The sequence below is a fragment of the Nitrospina sp. P1_D6 genome (assembly GCF_052156615.1).
GTDB lineage: Bacteria > Nitrospinota > Nitrospinia > Nitrospinales > Nitrospinaceae > Nitrospina.
In genome coordinates, this window is the sequence record NZ_JBQKUN010000004.1 from 17,449 (window position 1) to 37,654 (window position 20,206).

A 20,206-nucleotide genomic window follows, 5' to 3' on the forward strand; every position below is an offset into this window, starting at 1 on the left:
TTTCAGTTTTTCATATCCTGCATCATGATCTGCGTCATGCCATCGGCGGGAACGGGCGGGGAGTAGTAATAACCCTGGTATTTATCGCAACCCATGTCGCGCAGGATGTCGAATTGTTCCTGCGTTTCGACGCCTTCCGCGATGGTTTCGATCTCCAGCGATTTTGCCATGGTGACGATGGCCTGCACGATTGCCTTGTTGGTCGGATTGATGACTTCATTGATAAACGACTGGTCGATCTTCAGCACGCCCGGGGTGATCGTTTTGATGTAACTGAGGGACGAGTACCCCGTACCAAAGTCGTCGATGGAAACCGTCACTCCCATGTTGCGAAACTCGTCGATGATTTTCATTCCCTTTTCCGGGTTCTCGAGAAACGTGCTTTCCGTGAGTTCCACCTCCAGCGTGCTCGATTTCATGTCCAGGTTATCGAGCAAAAACGAAATATTCTGGGCCAGGCCTTCCTGCTGGAACTGACAGGCCGAAAGGTTCACCGCAATGCGCGGATTGCCCAGTCCCATCGTCTGCCATTTCTTGTTCTGGGAACAGGCCTGCGACAACACCCATTCGCCGATGTCGAGGATCAGCCCCGTCTCCTCCGCCAGCGGAATGAACGTCGACGGCGGAACCCAGCCCAGTTGGGGATGCCGCCAGCGGATCAACGCCTCCGTGCTTGTCAGGCGGCCACTCTGGAAATCGATTTGCGGCTGGTAAAACACTTCGAATTCGTTCTGCTTGAGCCCGCGTCGAATGGACCCCGCCAGTTCCATGCGCGAACTGGCCTTTTCCTCCATGCGCGGATCGAAAAAGAAATAGGTGTTCTTGCCCGAACGCTTGGCCTGCGACATGGCGATCTCCGCATTCTTGATGAGACTGGGAGCCGTGACTCCGTCGTGCGGGTACAGCGCAATCCCGATCGAACCGGTGACAAAGATTTCCTTGTCCATGCACGGAAACGGTTTGGTAAAAGCCGCAAGCAGTTGTTGCCCGATGTGCATGGCATCGGCTTTCTGGATCTGTGGCACAATCAGGCCGAAACGATCCCCGTTCAGGCGAGCAAGGGAATTGTCTTCAGGCAGGGTGTTGCTGATACGGTGTGAAACCTGCGTCAGAACGCGATTGCTCATATCCTCCCCATAGGTGTCGTTGACGGACCGAAACCCGTCCAAATCCACCAGCATCAGTGCCAGCAGTTCGCGGTGCCGCTGCGAATGCGCCAGCGCCTGGATCAACCGGTCGCAGAACAATTCGCGGTTCGGCAGGCCGGTGAGGGAATCGTAATAGGCAAGGTGCTTGATGGTCTCTTCCGCTTTTTTCTTCTCAGACAGGTCCTGCACCACAAACATCAGACCCGGTTCCGTTCCCTGTTCCAGCTGTGCCATTTTCAAGCTGAGGGGAATCAGGGAACCGGTGCGGCCGATTCCGCGAATCTCGCAGGTGCCTGTTTGCAAGGAGGCGAGTTCCGGGTCCTCGTCCTCATAACTGAACTGCATGTCCCAGAAATCCATCGTGGGGGTGGCGAACAGGGACCGGATGTTGCGACCCGAAAGCTCCGAGGAGGAAAAATCCAGCAATTGCTGAACCGTAAAATTAGTCCACAGAATGAACCCTTTTGCATCGGTCAATATCACCCCTTCCACCAGGTTTTCCATGATGGCGACCATCTGCGGAATTTGTGCAAATCCGGAAGGAAATGTCATGCAGTTTCTCTTTAAGGGTTCATAAAGAACAATTTGACTGTTTCTGCTTGAACGATTGGAGCCGGGGAGCGGGAGCATACGAGCAACCTTCTTATCGGTTTGAGTTTTCAATATATTAGTAAAACTGTACTTATAGGATAACAGATAATGATAATCATTTTCAATAGAAGCTTAATAGAAATTTGTTTGAATTCGATACTTATTATCAGGTCGATATCAATTGAATGAGGGCGTGGACCACCCCGGCCAGACTTTCCCCCGCAACCAGGCCGGCCGCCAGCACCACCATAAACCGACGGTGCCATTCGGGAACCCGGCAGGCGAGTCCCCACGAAAGCAGTCCCCCCATGAACATGGATAGGGAAATCCACGGGGGAATGATGAAAGCCAGCCCGAGGCTGGCCGCGCTTGGCAACCATCGGTGGAGATCCGCTGGAAGAAACCGTTCGCCAAAAGCCAGGAACAACCCCGCTCCTCCGGCCACCGCCATGGCCGGGACCGATCCCGCAGGCAGTGCCCCCAGCCCCTGCTGAAACACTTCCGCCACCGCCTTCCATGTGGCCACTGCGGGGGCAGGCCATTCAGCGGTGAGCAACATGGCCTGCGGATCGGGAATGAGAAACAAATAGGCGGCCGTGCCTGCCAACGATCCGGCCAGGATGCCGAACACCTGGGCGACGCTCTGCAGTCGCGGCGAAGCGTGGATCAACAAACCCGTTTTCAGATCGTGCAGAAGGTCGGAACACTGCCCCGCCGCCCCGCCGGTGACATTGGCTGACATCAGGTTGGTGGTGGCGTTGGCGGGGGACAGCACACCAAAGGTCAACTGCGTCACCTTGCCCAGCGCGCCGATGGGCGGGATTCCGGTTTCACCACTCACCCGGGCGGATACGATCGCCAGAAAAAACGTCAGCACCACCGCCACCGCCGCCATCAACGGGGTGATACCGAACAACGTCACCTGCGCCACCACAACCAGTCCCATCGCAAGCACCAGCCCCACCCGAAAACCTCGCCAGGTCTCGCCCCGCGCCATGTCGCCGATTTCATCCCCCACCTGTTTCTCCTTTCGGTGACGCAGGGCCCGGATGGAAGCAATGGCAAAGGAGGTCAGCGACGCGGTCACCATGAGCGTCACCCCCGGCCACAGAAGCCAAGGCACCATGTCGGCGAACCAGAAAGCGCCGGCTTCATTTGGCCCCGCCTGCGCCCAGCCGCGGGAAAGGGCCCATGGCCCCAGCACGCCCCACGCCAAAACCGCACCCATTAGCAGGGACAATCCAACACGCACACCGACGATCGCCCCGAACCCGACCATGAGCAGGGATGGATCGAACACGAAACCGAGGTTCTTCCATGTGACCTGCTGGTAGCCCGCCGCCTTGAGTGCGCCCGAGGCGGACCAGCCGAACGACGCGGGCAATCCAACCCGGCCAACCAGGGAAGTGGTGGTCTCCAGCACTTTCACCACCGCGGCCACAACCGCGCTCGCCGTCAGCATTTGAAGGCGCAGGGTCGCTTCTTTGCCGTGCGAATAAATGTCGCGCAGAACCTCCGCCGTCGCCACCCCGGCGGGAAAAGGAAGTTTTTCCGCCAGCAGCATCTGCCGCCTCAGTCCCACCGCCATCACCAGCCCCAGCGCGCTGATGGCGAAGGTCCACACCGCAAGCACGCTCCACGCGAGCCGCTCGCCGGTCAACAGCGCCAGCGCCGGAATGGGCGCGACCAGCCCGGCGGACACGATCGACGCCCCCGCCGAAGCGGCGGTCTGGTTGATGTTGTTTTCGTAAATGCCCCACGGTCGGGAGCCCGCCACCTTTTCACCGAACCGCCAGAAGGCGAGGCTCAGCAACACGGCGGTGATGGACATGTTGAACGACCAGCCGATCTTCAAACCGCTATACACGTTGCAGGGAACCAGCAAAGCCCCCAGGGTCATGCCGGTGACGACGGCACGCACGGTCAGTTGCGGGGTGTCCGGGGTGGGATGGAATTCATTCTGGAGTGAAGCCATTTCTCATTCTAAATGAAAACGCTGTTTGGGCCCAAACCCGCGTATTGGTATCATGGAAACCGGTTCCTTTCACAACACGATTAACCTTTGGAGTTGGCGCCGTAAGCTGGGCGGTGAGACATCATGCACGCGTTTGCGTATTACATCACGGCGGCGGTGGCGGAGATCGGCGGTTGTTTCGCCTTCTGGGCGTGGTTGCGTCTCGACCGCAGTGGCTTCTGGACGATCCCCGGCCTCCTGTCGCTGATCGCGTTCGCCTTCCTGCTCACGCGCATCGAAAGCCCCTTCGCCGGACGCGCCTACGCGGCATACGGCGGAGTGTACATCGCCGCTTCCCTGCTGTGGCTGTGGTGCATCGAAGGCCAGCGCCCCGACCGGTGGGATGTCCTGGGCGCGCTGGTGTGCCTGGCCGGGGCGGCCCTGATCCTGTTCGGACCGCGCCCTTCCATTTAATCTTGAATGGTTTCCTTTTATGGAGGCAATATGTCTCTTCGTGTTCCCAAAGCCTTTTCAATATTCGCTTTGCTTTTCCTCCTGCTCGTCTCGACGACCGCATCCGCAGCGCAGGGTCAGTGGGGCGGATTCATTTACCTGTTTCCCAAATCCGGGGCAGAGTTGACGGAAGAATGGAAACGGGATCTGGCTGCCCTCACCAAACAGGCGGGCGAGCTGTTCGCCAACGATTTTTTACCGGAGCAATCGGGACCGGAAAACATCCTCTACATCAAAACCGTATGGTACACGCTGTACGGCAAACCGTTCACCCCCGAACCGCTGGGAGTGATCCGCGTGGAGTCGATGGACCGGAAGAAGATCGAACGTTTTTACCAGGCATTTCGCGAAGCCGCCGGGCACCGGCTGGACTTGAAAATCATCTACGGCGTCACCTCCGAGTTGCGTTACACCGACGCCGAGACGCTGGAGCGGTTGCAACAGAACGCGCCGCAACGCGGCTCCGGTTTTGAGCAACCCAACGCCGTGGTGTTTCCGCTTTCCAAATCGAAAGAATGGTGGGGGATGACCCAGGAAAAACGGGAATCGTATTTCTTCCGGCACCCGGAGCGCTTCGGCTCCGCCCACGAGGGGCACAATGAAATCGGCTTCCGCTACATACAGAAAATTTTCCGCAAGCTGTACCAGTCGCGCTTCATCGACGGCGAGTCGGACTTCGTCACCTACTTCGAATACGCCGACCGCGACCGCGAGGCGTTCGATGCCCTGCTGGAAGGTCTGCGCAACACGGAATGGAATCCGGAATGGAAATTCGTGGAGGAGGCGCCCATCGTCTACGGAACGCGGGTGCAGGGGATAGGCGAAATTTTAAGGGACTGACGGGAGTGCCTGGGGTTGCGGCCTCACCCCTCCCCTTTCATGTATTGCAGGTAAAACGGGGATTTCAGGATTTCAGGATTGTCACGCGCATACCTTTTTGCAAGCTTCAGCGAATCCCGCACCTTGTCTTTCTGTCCCATCATGTGGCGGCAGAGCGCGATGTTGAAATGGATCTCCCCCGCGTGCGGGTCGGCCGCCTTCGCCTGAAGGAACGCGATCACCGCCTCGCTGTAGTTGCCCTTGTGAAAATAATCGGTACCGCGCTCATTGAACATGAACGACGAGGGCTCGGCTCCCGCCGGCAGGATCAGCGGCTGCGCGGGCGGTTTTTCGCACCCGGCCAGGAGAATGAATACCAGCATGCATATCGTAACGATGGGCGCAGGGTGTTTGTGTGTCATGAAAAGTTTTCCGAAGAACCCGCTCTAATTGGAAAAATTGTACATTATATAGACGGAAACCCATTTTACCACCCCGTAAAACGGAACACGCTCCGGGGCGGCCATGTTTTTCCGTGAACATCCGACGCGACTTCGGCCCAAACTGGAAGGGAAATCCAGACCCTGTCTTTTTACAGGCCCGGGTTCGCGTATTATAATAAGGACACCATAATTTTTTGAAATCTTCCTTTCCTTTCGCTTCCATTCGTTTCGTGAAAGGTGAAGGCCCTGAACGGAGGCAGCCATGGAAACCGAATACCGCATGCCCCCGGAACCGCGCAATGCGAAGGGCGAAATGCGTACGGTGGGAATCGAGCTGGAATTCGCCGCGGAAGACGGCCGCCAGCTGGCCGAACTCGTACAACGCATCTATCCGGGAACCATCGACCGCATCGACCCCCACCTGTTCAAAATCCGCGACACGACCCTTGGCACGTTCACCATCGAGCTCGACACCCAGTACGTGCACTGGGAACGGCCCAACAAGGAGGAGGTGCCCCTCATCGACGAACTGCTGCCGCAGGAATTGTTCGATGACATCCTGGAAGCGGTGGGCGATGTCATGAAACACGTCGTCCCGTACGAACTGGTGACGCCCCCCATTCCTCTCGACCGTCTTGGAAAACTCGAACAGCTGGTCGCGGAACTGCGCAAGCTCAAGGTGAAGGGCACCGACGAGGGCGTTTTCTACGCGTTCGGCATGCACCTGAATCCCGAAGTGGCCGTCCAGGATTGCACGTGGATCCTGAATGTGCTTCGCGCCTACCTGCTTCTCGCCGAATGGCTGCACGAACAAATGGGCATCGACCTCGCGCGCAAGCTGTCGCCCTACATCCGCGCGTTTCAGGAACCGTACATACTGAAAGTGCTGAATCCGGAATACCAGCCCGATGAAGAATCATTCATCCGCGATTACGTGAAATTCAACGACACGCGCAACCGCGAACTGGATTTGTTTCCCCTGCTTTCCCACATCAATGAAGACCTGATGCAGCAACTGGTCACCGATGAATTGACCAAACCCCGCCCCACGTTTCATTTTCGCCTTCCCGACTGCCGCCTGAACGACCCCGAGTGGTCCATCGCCCACCACTGGAACCTGTGGGTGAAAGTGGAAGAACTGGCAGAAGATACCGCGCGGCTGGAGGAAATGAGCCGCGCCTACATCGAACATGCGGGCAAACTGTTCAAAGGCAAGTGGGCGGAAAAAGTTCCCGACTTTCTCAAAACCTGAATAGCGCCGGGCGATGAATTTCTATTAGAAATATTCCGGGTGACGTTTTGATTGCCGAGGTCAGGGGTGAATTGGAATCGGAAAGAAGAGTTGGGAGAAGAGGGTGCCGTTTCCACGGGAGGGGTAAGCCTGTTTTGAGAAAGTGGAAACGACCCCCTCTTTCCAGACGCGACCGGCGGGGGAAGACGGCCCGCCGGGCCGCGCAAGAACCAATGCGTTTGAACCTACTGCAACAAACCAAGGGAGGTTTGCCTTCAAGCCGGGTCAAGGACCAGGAGCTGGGAATGGCCGAGGAACCATCAACCTTTCCTTAACTCCCAACCCCAGTCGGGAATCACAGCCCCCGGTCCCTCCTCACACGGACCCGGTAACGCGGTAAATTGAGGTTTCAAAATTCAGCTAAATGGATGCCTGAAGTCCTTCAGCTATGATTTTGAAAATCATTATCATAATCATAACATAAGCGGGCTTATTGTCAACCGATTTTTTTAATTTTTTTTGGCTTTGAATTCTATGGAGTTTCTGGTCTTCTCAGGAAGGAAAAGGGATTATTTCCCAATGCGGAATACAAACGGACTCAAAACCGGGCGCGATCCGGGCTCGCCTGTCAGGTAGTTTTCCCGGAGAAGCGGACCCGGTGAACCCGGAATGGGAACAGCGTTAAGGGGCTTGCGGCTCGAAAACCAGAAAATTCTGCCGCGGCAGGAAGGTGTGTTCTTTCACCAGCGCGTATCCCGCCAGTTCGAACTCCTCAACCACCGTCGCCCGCCGCGTGAAGTGACGGAACGCGCCTTCGCGGAAATCGAGGATCGCCACCCGCCCGCCGGGTTTCAGATACTTCTTCGCGTTCTCAAAGTACGCGGCCCGGTCTTCGAGGTGGTGGTAAACGTTCGAGGAAAAAATCACGTCCACAGGTTCGGGAAGCTGGGGATCGTATTTGGCCGCGCGCACCAGTTGGATGTTGCCCAGGTTTTTCTTGCGGGCGAGCAGGCCCACCTCCGCCAGCAGGTCGCGGTCGATGTCGACGGCATACACCCGTCCCCCTGCGCCCACCGCGCCGGCCAGGCGGTGCGTGAAGTAACCGGTGCCGGAACCGAGATCGGCGACGACCATGCCGGGTTGCAGTTGAAGGGCGGCGATAACCGCTTCCGGTTTCTGCCACTGGTCGCGGTCCGCACTCCAGTAACGCTTGCCGCCGTGTGAATGCGAATGGCCGCACGCCACCAGCCCAAGCACCAGAACAGCCAAACCCATCCACCGCCACGTGAAAGACACCGGTCCCCTCTTTTGCAACTCCATCGTCCACCTCCCTTAAAATTACGTAGTCTCTTACATTAATTCCCGACCGCGCCCGCGGTCAATTGTGAAAACGGCAGATCCGCAAGACAACAATATCACCTCATATTGAACAAGCAATTTCAGGTACTTTCAATTCCCAAGTTATGCAACGCGGCATGAGTTTCCTGCATCTCAAGTTACAGAAACGTATAATGAAAAATAAAAAAGGAGGTACTTATGGGCAAGAAGGAAGAATACATCAACTGGATGCAGTCCAAACTGGATGAAGTCTCTGCGGACATCGACAAGCTGAAAGCGAAGGCCAATCAGGCAGAGGCCAAAGCGCAGGTTAAGTACCTGGATGAGGTGGAAGCGATGAGGAAGAAAAAAGCAGACGTGCAGGCTAAGCTCACGGATGTGCAGACCGCCGGCGAAGGCGCGTGGGAGGATTTGAAGACCGGTCTCGACAAGTCATGGGACGACTTGAAATCGGGTGTCGAGTCGGCGTGGTCGCGTTTCAAAGGCTGAGTGCCCGCGCCTCGCCGCAGGCGAGCAACCTGACGCGGCGGATCACTTGCGGAACAGCCAGAAGATCAACGTCGCCACCACGCTCAGCACAATGCAGGTAGTGATCGGAAAGTAAATACTGAAGTTGTCGCGGCGGAGGGTGATGTCTCCGGGCAGGCGGCCGAGTCCCAGTTTGCCGATCCACGGCCAGAGCAACCCCACCACGAGCAACACCACGCCCGCAACGATCAATATCCGTTGCGCGTTCATAACCGTGTTGCCGGACTTTTCATTATTTCACGCCGTCTTCCTGCAACCAGGCGCGCGCCGCATCCAGTTCCGTCGTTTCAAACATGCGCACCCGGGCGTGGAGTATGACGCGCATCACCCGCACGGCGACTCTTTGCCAGAAGGGACCCACCACCACCGCGATGCGCTGGATATGCTGATGATGCGCGCGTACAAACGCGATGTGTTCCCGGAGCGCCTGCCAGCCGTCCCAGCGGCGAAGCGAAGCCAGGTTGAGCAGCAGGCGGATGCGTCCGTACCGTTCGATGAGTCCGTCCACCTCCGGCGCCGCGGCGAGAAAATCGCTGGCCTCGATTCTTTCCGGCAACGTCAGCGAAACGCGGTTGTCACCCAGTTTTTCGACCGCAATCATGACACCCTCTCCTTTCCCCAAGAAAACCCGACCGACGCCTTCTTGCCTTTTCCGTTCGAGGGTTTCCATAAGTTTAGATGCAGTTTGCGCAGAATTTGTTCCGGTTTTTCCGCCCGCGTGCAACGGGTATAATATTCACTTGTCTGGCTTGGCTTCGAACCCTGCACCCAACACCGTTCCAGAGCGTATGCATATCAGGAAAACACTCCCTTTAAACCAACGGTTTCTGCTGGCGGGCGCGGCTCTGCTGGTCCTGGGCATGCCCGTTTCCCCGCCTGCCGCATTGGCGGACGCGCCGACTTTTCCCGGCACGGCCCTCATCCCGGCCGGCGAGTTTGTGCAGGGAGCCAAGCCGCAGATCGGTTACCGGCTGTGCGTCGAGCACAACGATCCCTGCAAGGGAAAATGGTTCCGCGACGAAGCCCCGCCCCGCCGCATCCACCTCGATGCCTTCGAGATCGACATCCATGAAGTGACTCAGGACGAGTATCGCAGGGTGATGGGAAGCAACCCGTCGAAGTTCAAAGGCGACAACCTGCCCGTGGAAAACGTCACCTGGAAAGAAGCAGATACGTATTGCCGCAAATTGGGCAAACGCCTGCCCACCGAGGCGGAGTGGGAAAAGGCGGCGAAGGGCGGCGTCAATACCATCTATCCCTGGGGCAACCGCATGGAGTCGGGAAAAGCCAATTTCTGCGATGCCGCCTGCGACGAACGCTGGAATGAAAAACAGTTCGAGGATGGGTACCGGCACACCGCCCCTCCCGGATCGTTTCCGCCGAACGGTTACGGTCTGTTCGACATGGCGGGCAATGTGTACGAGTGGGTGCAGGACGACTACGCCTACGACGCCTACCGGGAAGGGTCGCGTCGCAATCCACGGGTTTCCGGCGGGGACGGCATGAAAATCATGCGCGGCGGATCGTGGGTTAATTATTCCACCGGCGTGCGTCCCGCCGACCGCACCCCCGCCGACCCGGAAGAACGGCTTCCCTTCACAGGATTCCGGTGCGCACGCTCACGCTGAAACTTTTTTCTGGACGGGAAGAAAGGGTGCAAACGTTCCGCTATTGATTGGAGAAGAGGAACATCGACTGGCGGAGCGATTTGAAAAATCTCTGGTAGATGGCGGGATCTTCGACCGCGCGCAGGTCGTACTGCATACTGGCACGGACCATGAGCTGCGAGGCGCTTTTCGGCCGAACGGTGACCGTGAACCGCACCAGGTCGCGGCGGTGCTGGAAGGGGCCCCACGTCCGGTAGTTCCGCGCGAACATCAACAGCTCATCCCCGTCATACAGGGTGTAGGAAACATCCTTGTAACCGTCGTTGCCGTCGTGGTGCAGTTTGCTCGCCGAGAACACGCCCAGCTCCGGGTCCGCCACCTCCAGCGTGAAGTCCAGGTCCTGCAGGGTGGCGACCACCGCCTGCATCACCGCATCCAGGTCCGTTGTGTCGAACACCTGCGTCTGCTGTGCGCGCAGTTTCACCTGGCTGGCCTCCGACATCAGGATCTGGCTTTTGGAGTTCCACTGCCTCTCCACCGAGTACATGGAGCATCCGGAAAACACAAACGCCGCAAGCATCATTGAAAGCACGCGGTGTTTTGGAATCGAGTGCATTTTCAACCTGTCATCCCTGTGGGGTGGCGAACAAGACCCGTTGCAGGACGGTGAAAAAGTTCTGGTACACCTTGGGATCCTCGATAGGCTTGGTGTTGAACACCGCGTTCACGCGGAACTCCATCTGCGTTTCGGTTTTCGGTCGCACGGTGACGGTGAGTTCAATCAGGTCCACGTAGCTGGGTTCGGCGAACTTGCCGGCAGTGACGAGTCCCAGGGGACCGTTCGCCCGCTCGACGATGAAGCCCAGGTCCTGCAACGCCGCGATCACCCCCCGCACGGCTTCCTGCCGGTCTTTGACTTCAAAACTCCGAGTCTGGAAACTGCGCAGTTTCAACTGCTGGGCGGAAGGCGCCAGCAATTCCGTGGGCACGGCGCGGGGTCCGCAGGCCGAAAGGATCAGCAACAACGAGACCAGTGAAAACAAGGCAGTGTGTCGGCGCATAGAGGCTCCCATTTTAAATTTTATGAGCTTCCAGAAACACGCTCTTGGATAGTTTGGCGAAGAACTGCTGGTAAATATCTGCGTCGTGGATCATCTCCATCCGCTGGCTGCCGGGAGGGATGTAATGATCGCCGCTTTGGCCGTCGCTTTCCCAGATGACACGGTAAAAGGTGATGCGCACCGAATACTTTTTCCCCTGCTCGTCTGCGGGGCGCATTGCCAGCGTCGCGCCGATCTTCTGGTGCAGGTCGATGGGAATCAGGATGATGGTCTGACCAAAAACCCCCGCCACAGCAACGAAAAACTTTGAGATATCCTGCCCGTATTCGTAGGCGCTGCGTTCCTTCGACGCGCGCAGAAGGGCGAGGTCGCGCACGCTTTCCTGGATCTGAAAGCCGAGGTCCTGCAGCACCGCCGCGGAGGCGGACAGAAGAGCCTGCTCGTCCGTGGTTTCAAAGTAGCGGGTTTGCAGGGCGCGGTGCTGGGCGCTTTCGGGGGTGAGGGTGAACAGCGTCGCCGGATCCTCGACCCTAGTGACGCAACCGCTTCCCGTCACCGCGCAGACCATCAGCACCCACCAGAGCCGGGCGCGGCGGGGAAGACCGGAATCAGAACTGCGTGAAGTTGTAGGCAAAGTCCCGCACCATTTTGTTTTCATCGAACTTGATGATGATGGTCATGGTCTTTTGCGTGCTCGTGCTGGAACCGGAACGGGTGCTCCCGCCCAGAATAATGAGCGTCCCGTAAGCCGAACTGCTGGTGTCCACCCGGTTGGAGGACACCTTGTCGTAAATCCACACCTCGCGCCGCTTTTCGTCGGTGGTGACGATGTTGGGCGAACCCAGCGCTTCCGCCACCTGCGCCGCCGACATGCCCATCTTGATTTCGCTCTGCACGGTGCCGATGGTCATTTGCTTCACGTTTCCCTGGTCCTGCCCGCCGGAGGTCGCACAGCCGGAAAAAACCAGGACGCTCACCGCCACCGTTGCCATTACGCGTTTCCAATTCATGACAGACTCCCAATTCAAAATTCATCCAAATAATATCAGGAATTCCAAAAACCAGAGCGCTTAATGTTCCCGGAAAACGCAATCAGTCATGCAATTTCCGTATTTTCAACTCAAAAAAGTGGTGATGGGTCAAAGAAAAAGAAGGGAGAAGCGAAGCCGGGTCACTCGGTTTCCTCGTCGCCGCCACCGAAGTGGAAATTGATGCCCGGCATCCAGCGGAACAGGAACGGGTTTTCCTCGATGTGGTTGATGAAACCGATCTGAACTCCGTCGAATGTTTCCGCCGTGTTGAACAGCGTGCCGATCTGCATTCCCGAACCCTTCTTGATGCTGTTGCCGAACAGGCCCAGCAGGATCCCCTGCTGTTCCTCGACCAGGTTGTAGCCGCCGATCATCAGGCCCGTCAGTTTTTTCGATCCCACCGGGGAAAACGAAGGCGAGGCCGTCGCCTCTGGAGCCGGGCCCACGGCCAGCCCGGCGAGGATCCCGGAAGCGAGGAAAGCAAGACTGCCCCACTCCAGCGAGACACCCCGTATCTCCTGCACCTTGCCGCTGAACAGGCCCTGGATCACCAGCCCGTTGACTTTCGGAGAGGTGAGATACAGCAGGCCGATGAGGATGCCGTTCGATTCCTTTTCGATGTTGGTCACCATGCCGATGCCAATGCCGTTCATTTTTCTCAGCGTGTGCACGAGGCTGAAGGTGAAGCCCGTGGTGGTATCGCCGATCACGTGAATGGGCGCGATGTTGATTCCGTGCATGGTGTCCACGTTCGTCAGCCAGCACCCGAGGGCGAGGCCGTTGATCACGCGGGCGCGCGGCCCCATCAATCCAAAAGCGAGGCCGTCGATGCGGTCGGCGGTCAGCGTGTACGGCTGTTCGTAGTGAGCGTTCCAGTTGAACACGGTGAAGTTCATGCCGCGAACCGTCTGCACGTTCTCGTCGGCGAGGTTGAACCGCAGGCCGTGGAAGGTCTCCGAATTACCGACGCTCAAACCGTAACGCGGGTGCGGCACATCCAGCGATGCGGCGTGGGCGGTACCAAACACGGTCATTCCCAATAGCAGTCCCGCCAATGCAAATATTTTCCGTTTCATTTCATTCCCGCACGTATTAATTTCAGTTTCCAGATTGAATTGAGATGCGTTCGATTAAAATGGGATCGAGGTTAGCATAAATTTTTTTAATCCCATGAGGGGAGGAGAACATTCATTTTAGAACTGCCGATAACAATCGAAATCATTTTCAAACGGATTCCGCTTAACGGTTTTCGCACGGGTCTGGAATCCTCCTTTTCCAACAAAGATTTTCCGGTGGGGGTGACCTGAACACCGCGCCCTGCCTGCCTTTTTCGAATGACCCCCCACCATCTCCTTGAACCATAACCTCTTACACAACATCTCCATTTCAAAGCCAAATAGGATCCCCGAAAAAACGGCCTGTAAACAATATAACTCCTTATTTTTCAACATCATGCTATAATTTCCGGCGCATATGGAGGCTCCCCGCCTCCCATCTCGAAACCTTGCCCTTCAAGGGGGGAGTGAAGTGTCATGACGTTTCGGTACGAACCCGCACCCGATCGCCTGGGCTACCTGATCGATCAGCTGAAAGAACTCCAGGCGCGGCAGGATTTATTGAACCGCATCGCGGTCCAGCAGGAAAAATTTGAACGCGCCCGGCGTCGATTCGACCGCCTGCCGGAAGAACTCGCGCAGCGCAAATAAGGTCTGTTAAACGCCCGAACAAAATCCGGCGTTCAATTCTGTAAGAAGGCGTGCAGGATTCCCTTGATGGCCCACAAGGCAAGGACGGCCCAGAACAGGGTGGCGCCGGTTTTGAACAGGATGTTTTCCCAGCGCGGACTGAACGGCGACACGGCGAACGCCAGCAGAAAAACCAGGAACACCACGCCGGTGATGTAAGGCAGGGGAATGTTCCAACCGAATCCGGGCATCGCTCACCCCGTTTTATTCACTTGCCGCAACACTTCTTGTACTTCTTTCCACTGCCGCAGGGACACGGATCGTTCCGCCCCACTTTCGGCTGGTCGCGCACAAACGGTTTTTTCGGTTCGGCGGGTTCGTGGCCGCAACTCTGTCCCTCGGCGTGCACGTGCGATTTCGATCCGGCCTCGCTGTAAACCCAACTCCCCTGTTCTTTTAAAAAAGAGGCGGTCTCGTGCAGGGATTTCTCCTCGCCGTCTTCGGTGAAGTGCGCGACGTACTCGACGCTGCCGATGACGTCGGCGATGCCACCTTTTCGCGAACCGTAGACTTCCAGCCGGCGCCACGTCACCGGACCCAGCCCCTCTTCAAAATCCCTGGGCGATTTGTCCGCCCGCTCTTCAGCGCACAACGTATTGACGAGGAATTTCCATTCCTTCATGACGAACGCGCTGTAGCGGGCGCGCATCAGGTCTTCGGCGGTGTCGGCGTAGCCCGATCCGCGGATCAGCCGGCCACAGCAGTCGGTGTAAGGGGAATCGAGCCCGCAGGGGCAGTCTTTCATCGGTGTCTCCCGGGATGCAATCCCAAGGCGGTCGCCCGCCGGTTATGGTCCAGAATTTTGCGCTTAGTGTACATGCTTGCGGACATGGATTGAAATCAGAATCGATGGTGTTTTCAGGGCGATGTTTCCGGTAAGATAAAGCGCCGTCGCCCGAAACCGACGGCGTGGTGCACCGGACGAACCGTGACAGCCTGTCGATCGAAAACCCGAATCGAAACACACCGGCAATGGATTACTCCCGATTCTATCGTCCTCTCGTTCAGTTCCTCGTTTACGCGTATGCGTTGAACGCGTTCACCTTCGTGTACGCGGACCCGGACCTGTTCGGCCACATCACCTACGGCGGCGAGATCTGGAACTCCGGGCAAATTCCCCTCACCGACCCGTACGCCTACACATCCAAAGGTCCGTGGATCAACCACGAATGGCTGATGGAGGTGGTGTTCTACCTGCTGTACGATGCGTGGGGTTCCTCCGGCCTGTTGATGTTCCGCCTCGTGCTGGGCCTGTCGATCATCCACATTCTGTCCGACCTTTACCTTTCACGGTCGAACAACCTTCTCGCTTACGCGCTTCATTTCATTTTGCTGACGCATGTGCTGGCGTTCGGTTTCGCCATGCGCCCGCAACTGGCCACGTATTTTTTTCTGCCGGTCCTCCTGTACCTTGTTTATGATTTTTTCGATGGCAACCGGAGCGCGCTGGTCCTCATTCCCCCCGTGTTCGTGTTGTGGGTGAACTGCCACGGCGGCGTGGTGGCCGGGCTCGGCATCTTCTCGATGATCGTGGCGGTGGAAACGATACGCAACGCGTTCACCGGGGGATCGAACTGGAAGTATCTGCTGGCCGCGTGGGTCGGGTCCTGCCTGGCGATGCTGGTCAATCCCTACGGCATCGACCTGCTCACCTTTTTCCTAAAAACCATTCCGCAGGCGCGCGACGTTACGGAATGGTACGCTCTCAACCTGTTCGATGCCAGTCACCTGCATTTTAAAATCCTGGTCCTGCTGTTTGTGGCGACCTTGCTAACTCCTGTTCCCAAACGCTGGTGGGAGGTGGCCATCATTCTGTTCGGGGTTTACTTCGGCATCAAGCACGTACGCCACACGGTATTGACGGGGCTGCTGATGACCCCTTACCTGCCCCTGCAGCTTGCGGCGATCATGGACCGGATCCGTTCCCGCACCTCTTTCTCCCCTGCCCTGCCGCGCCTGGCGCATGCCCTGCTGGCGGTGATCATCATTGCCTTCGCGGCGTTCCAAGTGAACGTGCAGGCGTTCAAACTCAAGCGCACGGGATTCGAATTGAAGGTGGACCCGGGATACTTTCCGATCCATGCCGTGCGCTTCCTGAAAGAGAATCGCATCCATGGCAATATCCTGGTGCCGACCAACTGGGGCCAGTACGTTATTTTCCACCTGCCGCATTCAAAAGTTTCGAGTGACGGACGTTACTGGACGGTGTACGAGCCGAAGCTGGTCAGGCAGAACATGGTGTTTCATAAAGGCTGGCAGGGCTGGCAGTATTTTCTGAAATTTTATCCACACGACCTCATACTGACCGGCAAAGAGAACCGGGAACTGGAAAAGACCCCGGGCTGGGTGAAGATATTTGAAGGGCCCCGTGCACGGGTTTTTGTGCGCACCGGCCTGCCGTGGCATTCGGCTTATTACAAACACCGGAATCAAATATTGAAATACAACCCGGATCCGGCATCCCTGCGATTCCCTTGAACGAACAGGGGAGGCATCAGGGCGGGCCCACCCATTCGCGCCAGTCGTCGCCGATCATCCCCTTGTCGCGGTAACGCTTGAGAGCATGCGGGCAGTTGCACTGCGGGACGCGATCCATCAATTGGGTGAACCCACCGGCAATGATTGATGGAAAACGCTGCACCGCCGCCTCCACCTGCGTTTTTTCTTCACTGCTTTGCATGCCTTCAAACAGTTCCCCTTTTTTGAAATCACGCTCGACCACCCCCTCCGCGTAATTGGTGAGGTAACAGACCGGGGCGTAACACATCTCCAACTCGCGCGCCAGAAACGCCTCCGGACAGAGCGTCATGCCGACGAGGTCCGCGCCCACGATGCGGAACTTTTTGATTTCGGCGGGCGATTCCAGTCGCGGTCCCTGCGTGCACACGTACACGGCTTTATCGTGGTGGGTCACGCCCGAGAGATGCATGCTTTCGTGCAGAGCGTCGCGCACCTCCGGACAGAAGGGATGGCTTTGACGGATGAATCCCACTCCCCGTCCCTTGAAAAACGTGGATTCGCGGTTCCGGGTTTCGTCGATCACATCGTGAGGCAGGACGAACTCGCCGGGACGGTAGGCACGGTTGATGATACCGGGCCCGCTCCACGCAATGATGCGTTGCACCCCGCATTCTTTCAGCGCGTAAATGTTGGCGCGGTAATTGACAAACGGGGCGGTGAGGGAGTAGTCGGTCTCTCCATGCCGGGACAGAAACAGAAACGTTGTTTCGCCGAAACGGAACTCATGCAGGGGGGCGCTTTCGCCGAACGGAGTGGATTTCGATGAACAGGAAACTTCCTCGCCCAGCAGGTTCCGGGTCAACAGGTGATAAGCGCCACTGCCACCGATGACTGCGAGGTTAGCTTGCATGGGCTTTCACCTTGGAAGAAGCCGGTCACTCGAAATAATGTTCGAGGTCCGCAACGTAATGCGCAGCGGACTCGCGGATGCTGCGGATTTCCTCGTCCGTCAACTCGCGCTTGACCCGCGCCGGGGAACCGACGGCAAGGCTTCGCGGCGGGATTTTGGTACCGGGGGTCACCAGCGCGCCGGCACCGACGATGCTGTTCTCGCCGATCTCCGCACCGTCCATGACCGTTGCGCTCATGCCGATCAGGCACTGGTTCTGGATGGTGCAGGCATGCAGAACCGCATTGTGGCCGACGGTCACTTCGTCACCGATGATGAGCGGCAGGGTTTTGCGGGCGACATGAAGGACGCATCCATCCTGAATGTTGGTGCGCTTGCCGATGCGGATGTGATTGATGTCCCCGCGGACGGTAGCGTTGAACCAGACACTGCTGGATTCGCCGATGACGACATCGCCGATCACCCGGGCGTTGTCCGCAACCCACGCGGAGGAATGTACTTGAGGTGTTTTGTCGATGAAAGTTTGGATCATGATAGGGTTCCGACTCGTATTTGGCTTCGTGTATCTTTCGTTTTTTTAAGCTGGTTTGGTTTCCGGGGTTCCGGCAGGACCGAAGAGGGCCGGTTGCAATTCGGGTAGTATACCCTTAACCTGATATTTAAGGAAACACCTGTTATTCCAATTCCTTGAGGGGTTGCGGCGGCACCCATTCCGGCCACCTGGGTCGCCTTTTTCTGGAATCTATACATTATATATATCCGGCATTGAAAACCGAATCGATCTCCAATTCATCCGACGGTGTCGCCGAAGGGACTTCCGGAATTCCGGAAAAGAACCCCCTCGGAAGCCCGCCTCATATGGAGCGCTCTTCCTGGGACCGTGTTCTGGAACAACGGGCCAACGTGTGGGGCCCTCTTCTGGTGACGGCCTCCGGTGTTTTCATGGTATCCATCGGATGGCTCAGGTGGCCGGACCTGATGATCGATTACGGCGCACAGCTTTATATTCCCTGGCAGATCGCCGAAGGCCGCGTTTTCTACCGCGACCTGTTTTACCTGTATGGCCCGCTATCCAGTCACGCGCACGCTCTATTGTTTTTGATGTTCGGAACGAGTTTCCGGGTGCTGGTGTGGTTCAACCTTTTACTGATAGCGGTGCTCTCGGGTGTGATATTTATTTTGTTTCGGCGTATTGCGGATGCGCTGACCGCCTCGCTTTGCACTTTGTCTTTTGTCGTTGTTTTTGCTTTAGCGCAGTATCAGGGCGGTGGTAATTTCAACTTCGTTGCACCTTACAATTACGAATTGACGCACGGTGTTTTTCTCGGGTTCGTCACGCTGTTCCTGTTTCATTCGTATGTGGAGCGACCTTCAGTTCGGATTCTTATAGCGCTGGGCTTTCTCACCGGCCTGGTCTTCCTCACCAAGCCGGAGGCCTTCCTCGCTTTGTTTGCCGCAATGATCGTCGGCCTGCCACTGGCGCTTTACTTTCGGGAGGAACCTTCCCGCATCAAAATATTCAAGGTTCTGGTCTGGGCCCTCTCGTTTCTCGCGGCACCCTTTCTGTTCTGGGTTTATTTTTCATTGAGGATGCCTGCGGAAAGGGCCTTTGAGGGTTTGATCGGTCCCTGGTTGCATGTGCTGGACCCGTTCACGCGCACCCTTCCCCTTTACCAGTGGATGCGCGGGATGGACGACCTGTCCGGAAACCTGGTGAAGGGATTGGGTTATGCGCTGGGATGGATCGCGGTGCTGGCAATGGTGGGGGGCATGCATCGAGTGCTGCACCGCGCGAAATCACTCATCGTGACCGCAGTCACCGCAGCGGTGTTGCTCCTTCTGCTGGCGTTAGCAGCTGGTTGGCCCTTCTTTTCGTGGATGGAGCTGGGTCGCCCTCTCCCCATTTTCGTATTGATTTACGGGCTTTTCCAGGCCCGGCGGCTAATCCAGGCTTCCCCGGCGGAGCGCGGACGCTATCTTTTCGTGCTCGTTTTTTGCGTATATGCATTCATGCTGATGCTCAAGATCGTATTCAACGTGCACGTGTATCATTACGGTTTTGCGCTGGCGCTTCCCGCCTTTTTATTGTTTCTCCGTTTTGCCGTACATGATTTACCGGCACGGTTGCCCACGGGGACGAACCGTTTACCTTTTGCACGACTGGCTTATGCGGCATTGATCCTTGTTTTTATCATGGTCCATGGAAATATGTCGTACAAGCTGTATCCGTTGAAAAACTATCCAGTCGGTTCCGGGTCCGACACAATAATGGAGTACTACCCTTTTTTAAATCCACGGGGAGAAATCGTGAACCAGGCCCTGGATTACATCCGGGAAGAAATGGATCCGCAGGCGGGATTCCCTGTTTTTCCTGCCGGCAACATGTTGAACTACCTGTCGCGTCATCCGAATCCGTTTCCATTTATTTTCTTTACCCCTCCGGAAGTACATTTTTTCGGGGAAGAGTCTTACCTCAAACGACTTCAATCCCGTCCGCCCCCTTACATCGTATTCGTGGAGATGGACCACTCCTGGCTGGGTGCGCCCTACTTTGGCCGGGACTATGCGCGGGATCTGTATGCGTGGGTGATGGCAAATTATCAGCAAGACGCGCTGTTTGGAGAATTGCCGTTTAGCGGGAAGGGCTACGGGGTCCGGATTATGAAGCATTCATCCGCAATCACCGCAAATCCATCGTGACGATCTCACAGGACACCAAATTGAAGCCGACCCACACGGTGAGAGACGACCGGGCATCCACCGGGCTGGCCCGGTATGCCGGACTGATTCCCGTGTTTCTGGCTGGTGCGGGAATGATCGCGTGGGG

At 57.0% G+C, this 20,206-nt stretch carries 23 protein-coding genes; 8 read left to right on the forward strand and 15 right to left on the reverse strand.

The window, feature by feature from the left end; all coding sequences use genetic code 11:
- Positions 1-2: 2 nt before the first annotated feature.
- A complete protein-coding gene (locus ACTRXA_RS08130) occupies positions 3-1,700 on the reverse strand; it encodes a sensor domain-containing protein (RefSeq protein WP_442426710.1) in 1,698 nt (565 codons plus the stop codon).
- 205 nt (positions 1,701-1,905) lie between these two features.
- Positions 1,906-3,714: an OPT family oligopeptide transporter gene (locus ACTRXA_RS08135; protein ID WP_442426711.1), complete on the reverse strand. Its 1,809-nt coding sequence runs from the start codon at positions 3,712-3,714 to the stop codon at positions 1,906-1,908.
- A 123-nt stretch (positions 3,715-3,837) separates the two neighbouring features.
- Here ACTRXA_RS08135 and ACTRXA_RS08140 point away from each other — a divergent pair, with 123 nt between their 5' ends.
- Positions 3,838-4,167 (forward strand): YnfA family protein, encoded by a 330-nt coding sequence (locus ACTRXA_RS08140; protein ID WP_442426712.1) that lies wholly within the window; start codon positions 3,838-3,840, stop codon positions 4,165-4,167.
- A 30-nt stretch (positions 4,168-4,197) separates the two neighbouring features.
- On the forward strand, positions 4,198-5,046 hold the full coding sequence (locus ACTRXA_RS08145) for a chlorite dismutase family protein (protein WP_442426713.1): 849 nt from the start codon (positions 4,198-4,200) through the stop codon (positions 5,044-5,046).
- Positions 5,047-5,069: 23 nt separating this feature from the next.
- Here the strand turns inward: ACTRXA_RS08145 and ACTRXA_RS08150 are convergent, their stop codons facing one another.
- Positions 5,070-5,447, reverse strand: coding sequence for a hypothetical protein (locus tag ACTRXA_RS08150; protein WP_442426714.1), 378 nt, complete (start codon positions 5,445-5,447; stop codon positions 5,070-5,072).
- 283 nt (positions 5,448-5,730) lie between these two features.
- Between ACTRXA_RS08150 and ACTRXA_RS08155 the strand changes: the two genes are divergently transcribed.
- Positions 5,731-6,720, forward strand: a complete 990-nt coding sequence (locus tag ACTRXA_RS08155; protein WP_442426715.1) for an amidoligase family protein — start codon at positions 5,731-5,733, stop codon at positions 6,718-6,720.
- A gap of 660 nt (positions 6,721-7,380) precedes the next feature.
- Here the strand turns inward: ACTRXA_RS08155 and ACTRXA_RS08160 are convergent.
- A complete protein-coding gene (locus ACTRXA_RS08160; protein ID WP_442426716.1) occupies positions 7,381-7,974 on the reverse strand; it encodes a class I SAM-dependent methyltransferase in 594 nt (197 codons plus the stop codon).
- 261 nt (positions 7,975-8,235) lie between these two features.
- Here ACTRXA_RS08160 and ACTRXA_RS08165 point away from each other — a divergent pair, with 261 nt between their 5' ends.
- Complete coding sequence (locus tag ACTRXA_RS08165) at positions 8,236-8,526, forward strand: coiled coil domain-containing protein (protein WP_442426717.1); 291 nt, start codon at positions 8,236-8,238, stop codon at positions 8,524-8,526.
- A gap of 42 nt (positions 8,527-8,568) precedes the next feature.
- On the opposite strand, the gene ACTRXA_RS08170 is transcribed toward ACTRXA_RS08165, so the two are convergent.
- Complete coding sequence (locus tag ACTRXA_RS08170; protein ID WP_442426718.1) at positions 8,569-8,775, reverse strand: DUF2905 domain-containing protein; 207 nt, start codon at positions 8,773-8,775, stop codon at positions 8,569-8,571.
- Between the two features lie 22 nt (positions 8,776-8,797).
- Positions 8,798-9,166 carry an STAS/SEC14 domain-containing protein gene (locus tag ACTRXA_RS08175; RefSeq protein WP_442426719.1) on the reverse strand — a complete coding sequence of 123 codons (369 nt, stop codon included), beginning with the start codon at positions 9,164-9,166 and terminating at the stop codon, positions 8,798-8,800.
- Between the two features lie 187 nt (positions 9,167-9,353).
- On the opposite strand from ACTRXA_RS08175, the gene ACTRXA_RS08180 reads away from it, so the two are divergent.
- Positions 9,354-10,193, forward strand: a complete 840-nt coding sequence (locus tag ACTRXA_RS08180; RefSeq protein WP_442426720.1) for a formylglycine-generating enzyme family protein — start codon at positions 9,354-9,356, stop codon at positions 10,191-10,193.
- Between the two features lie 40 nt (positions 10,194-10,233).
- Here ACTRXA_RS08180 and ACTRXA_RS08185 read toward each other — a convergent pair whose 3' ends face one another.
- The 5 genes from ACTRXA_RS08185 to ACTRXA_RS08205 all read right to left on the reverse strand — a co-directional run bounded on the left by ACTRXA_RS08185 (position 10,234) and on the right by ACTRXA_RS08205 (position 13,340).
- A complete protein-coding gene (locus ACTRXA_RS08185) occupies positions 10,234-10,788 on the reverse strand; it encodes a hypothetical protein (protein WP_442426721.1) in 555 nt (184 codons plus the stop codon).
- A 10-nt stretch (positions 10,789-10,798) separates the two neighbouring features.
- On the reverse strand, positions 10,799-11,233 hold the full coding sequence (locus ACTRXA_RS08190; protein WP_442426722.1) for a hypothetical protein: 435 nt from the start codon (positions 11,231-11,233) through the stop codon (positions 10,799-10,801).
- 13 nt (positions 11,234-11,246) lie between these two features.
- Positions 11,247-11,867, reverse strand: coding sequence for a hypothetical protein (locus ACTRXA_RS08195; protein WP_442426723.1), 621 nt, complete (start codon positions 11,865-11,867; stop codon positions 11,247-11,249).
- Entirely contained in the window at positions 11,842-12,243 is a 402-nt protein-coding gene (gene bamE / locus ACTRXA_RS08200; RefSeq protein ID WP_442426724.1) for an outer membrane protein assembly factor BamE domain-containing protein, read from the reverse strand. The genes ACTRXA_RS08195 and bamE overlap by 26 nt, the downstream gene beginning before the upstream one ends.
- Positions 12,244-12,404: 161 nt before the next feature.
- Positions 12,405-13,340, reverse strand: a complete 936-nt coding sequence (locus ACTRXA_RS08205) for a hypothetical protein (protein WP_442426725.1) — start codon at positions 13,338-13,340, stop codon at positions 12,405-12,407.
- A 456-nt stretch (positions 13,341-13,796) separates the two neighbouring features.
- Here ACTRXA_RS08205 and ACTRXA_RS08210 point away from each other — a divergent pair, with 456 nt between their 5' ends.
- On the forward strand, positions 13,797-13,970 hold the full coding sequence (locus ACTRXA_RS08210; protein WP_442426726.1) for a hypothetical protein: 174 nt from the start codon (positions 13,797-13,799) through the stop codon (positions 13,968-13,970).
- A 32-nt stretch (positions 13,971-14,002) separates the two neighbouring features.
- Here the strand turns inward: ACTRXA_RS08210 and ACTRXA_RS08215 are convergent, their stop codons facing one another.
- Both ACTRXA_RS08215 and ACTRXA_RS08220 read right to left on the reverse strand, forming a co-directional pair.
- Positions 14,003-14,200 (reverse strand): hypothetical protein, encoded by a 198-nt coding sequence (locus tag ACTRXA_RS08215; RefSeq protein ID WP_442426727.1) that lies wholly within the window; start codon positions 14,198-14,200, stop codon positions 14,003-14,005.
- A 17-nt stretch (positions 14,201-14,217) separates the two neighbouring features.
- Positions 14,218-14,754 (reverse strand): YchJ family metal-binding protein, encoded by a 537-nt coding sequence (locus tag ACTRXA_RS08220; protein WP_442426728.1) that lies wholly within the window; start codon positions 14,752-14,754, stop codon positions 14,218-14,220.
- A gap of 164 nt (positions 14,755-14,918) precedes the next feature.
- Between ACTRXA_RS08220 and ACTRXA_RS08225 the strand changes: the two genes are divergently transcribed.
- On the forward strand, positions 14,919-16,487 hold the full coding sequence (locus ACTRXA_RS08225) for a hypothetical protein (protein ID WP_442426729.1): 1,569 nt from the start codon (positions 14,919-14,921) through the stop codon (positions 16,485-16,487).
- Between the two features lie 16 nt (positions 16,488-16,503).
- On the opposite strand, the gene ACTRXA_RS08230 is transcribed toward ACTRXA_RS08225, so the two are convergent.
- Entirely contained in the window at positions 16,504-17,379 is an 876-nt protein-coding gene (locus ACTRXA_RS08230; protein ID WP_442426730.1) for an MTAP family purine nucleoside phosphorylase, read from the reverse strand.
- Between the two features lie 25 nt (positions 17,380-17,404).
- Positions 17,405-17,911, reverse strand: a complete 507-nt coding sequence (locus ACTRXA_RS08235) for a gamma carbonic anhydrase family protein (RefSeq protein WP_442426731.1) — start codon at positions 17,909-17,911, stop codon at positions 17,405-17,407.
- Positions 17,912-18,501: 590 nt separating this feature from the next.
- Between ACTRXA_RS08235 and ACTRXA_RS08240 the strand changes: the two genes are divergently transcribed.
- Positions 18,502-20,079 carry a hypothetical protein gene (locus tag ACTRXA_RS08240; protein ID WP_442426732.1) on the forward strand — a complete coding sequence of 526 codons (1,578 nt, stop codon included), beginning with the start codon at positions 18,502-18,504 and terminating at the stop codon, positions 20,077-20,079.
- Positions 20,080-20,206: the final 127 nt, after the last annotated feature.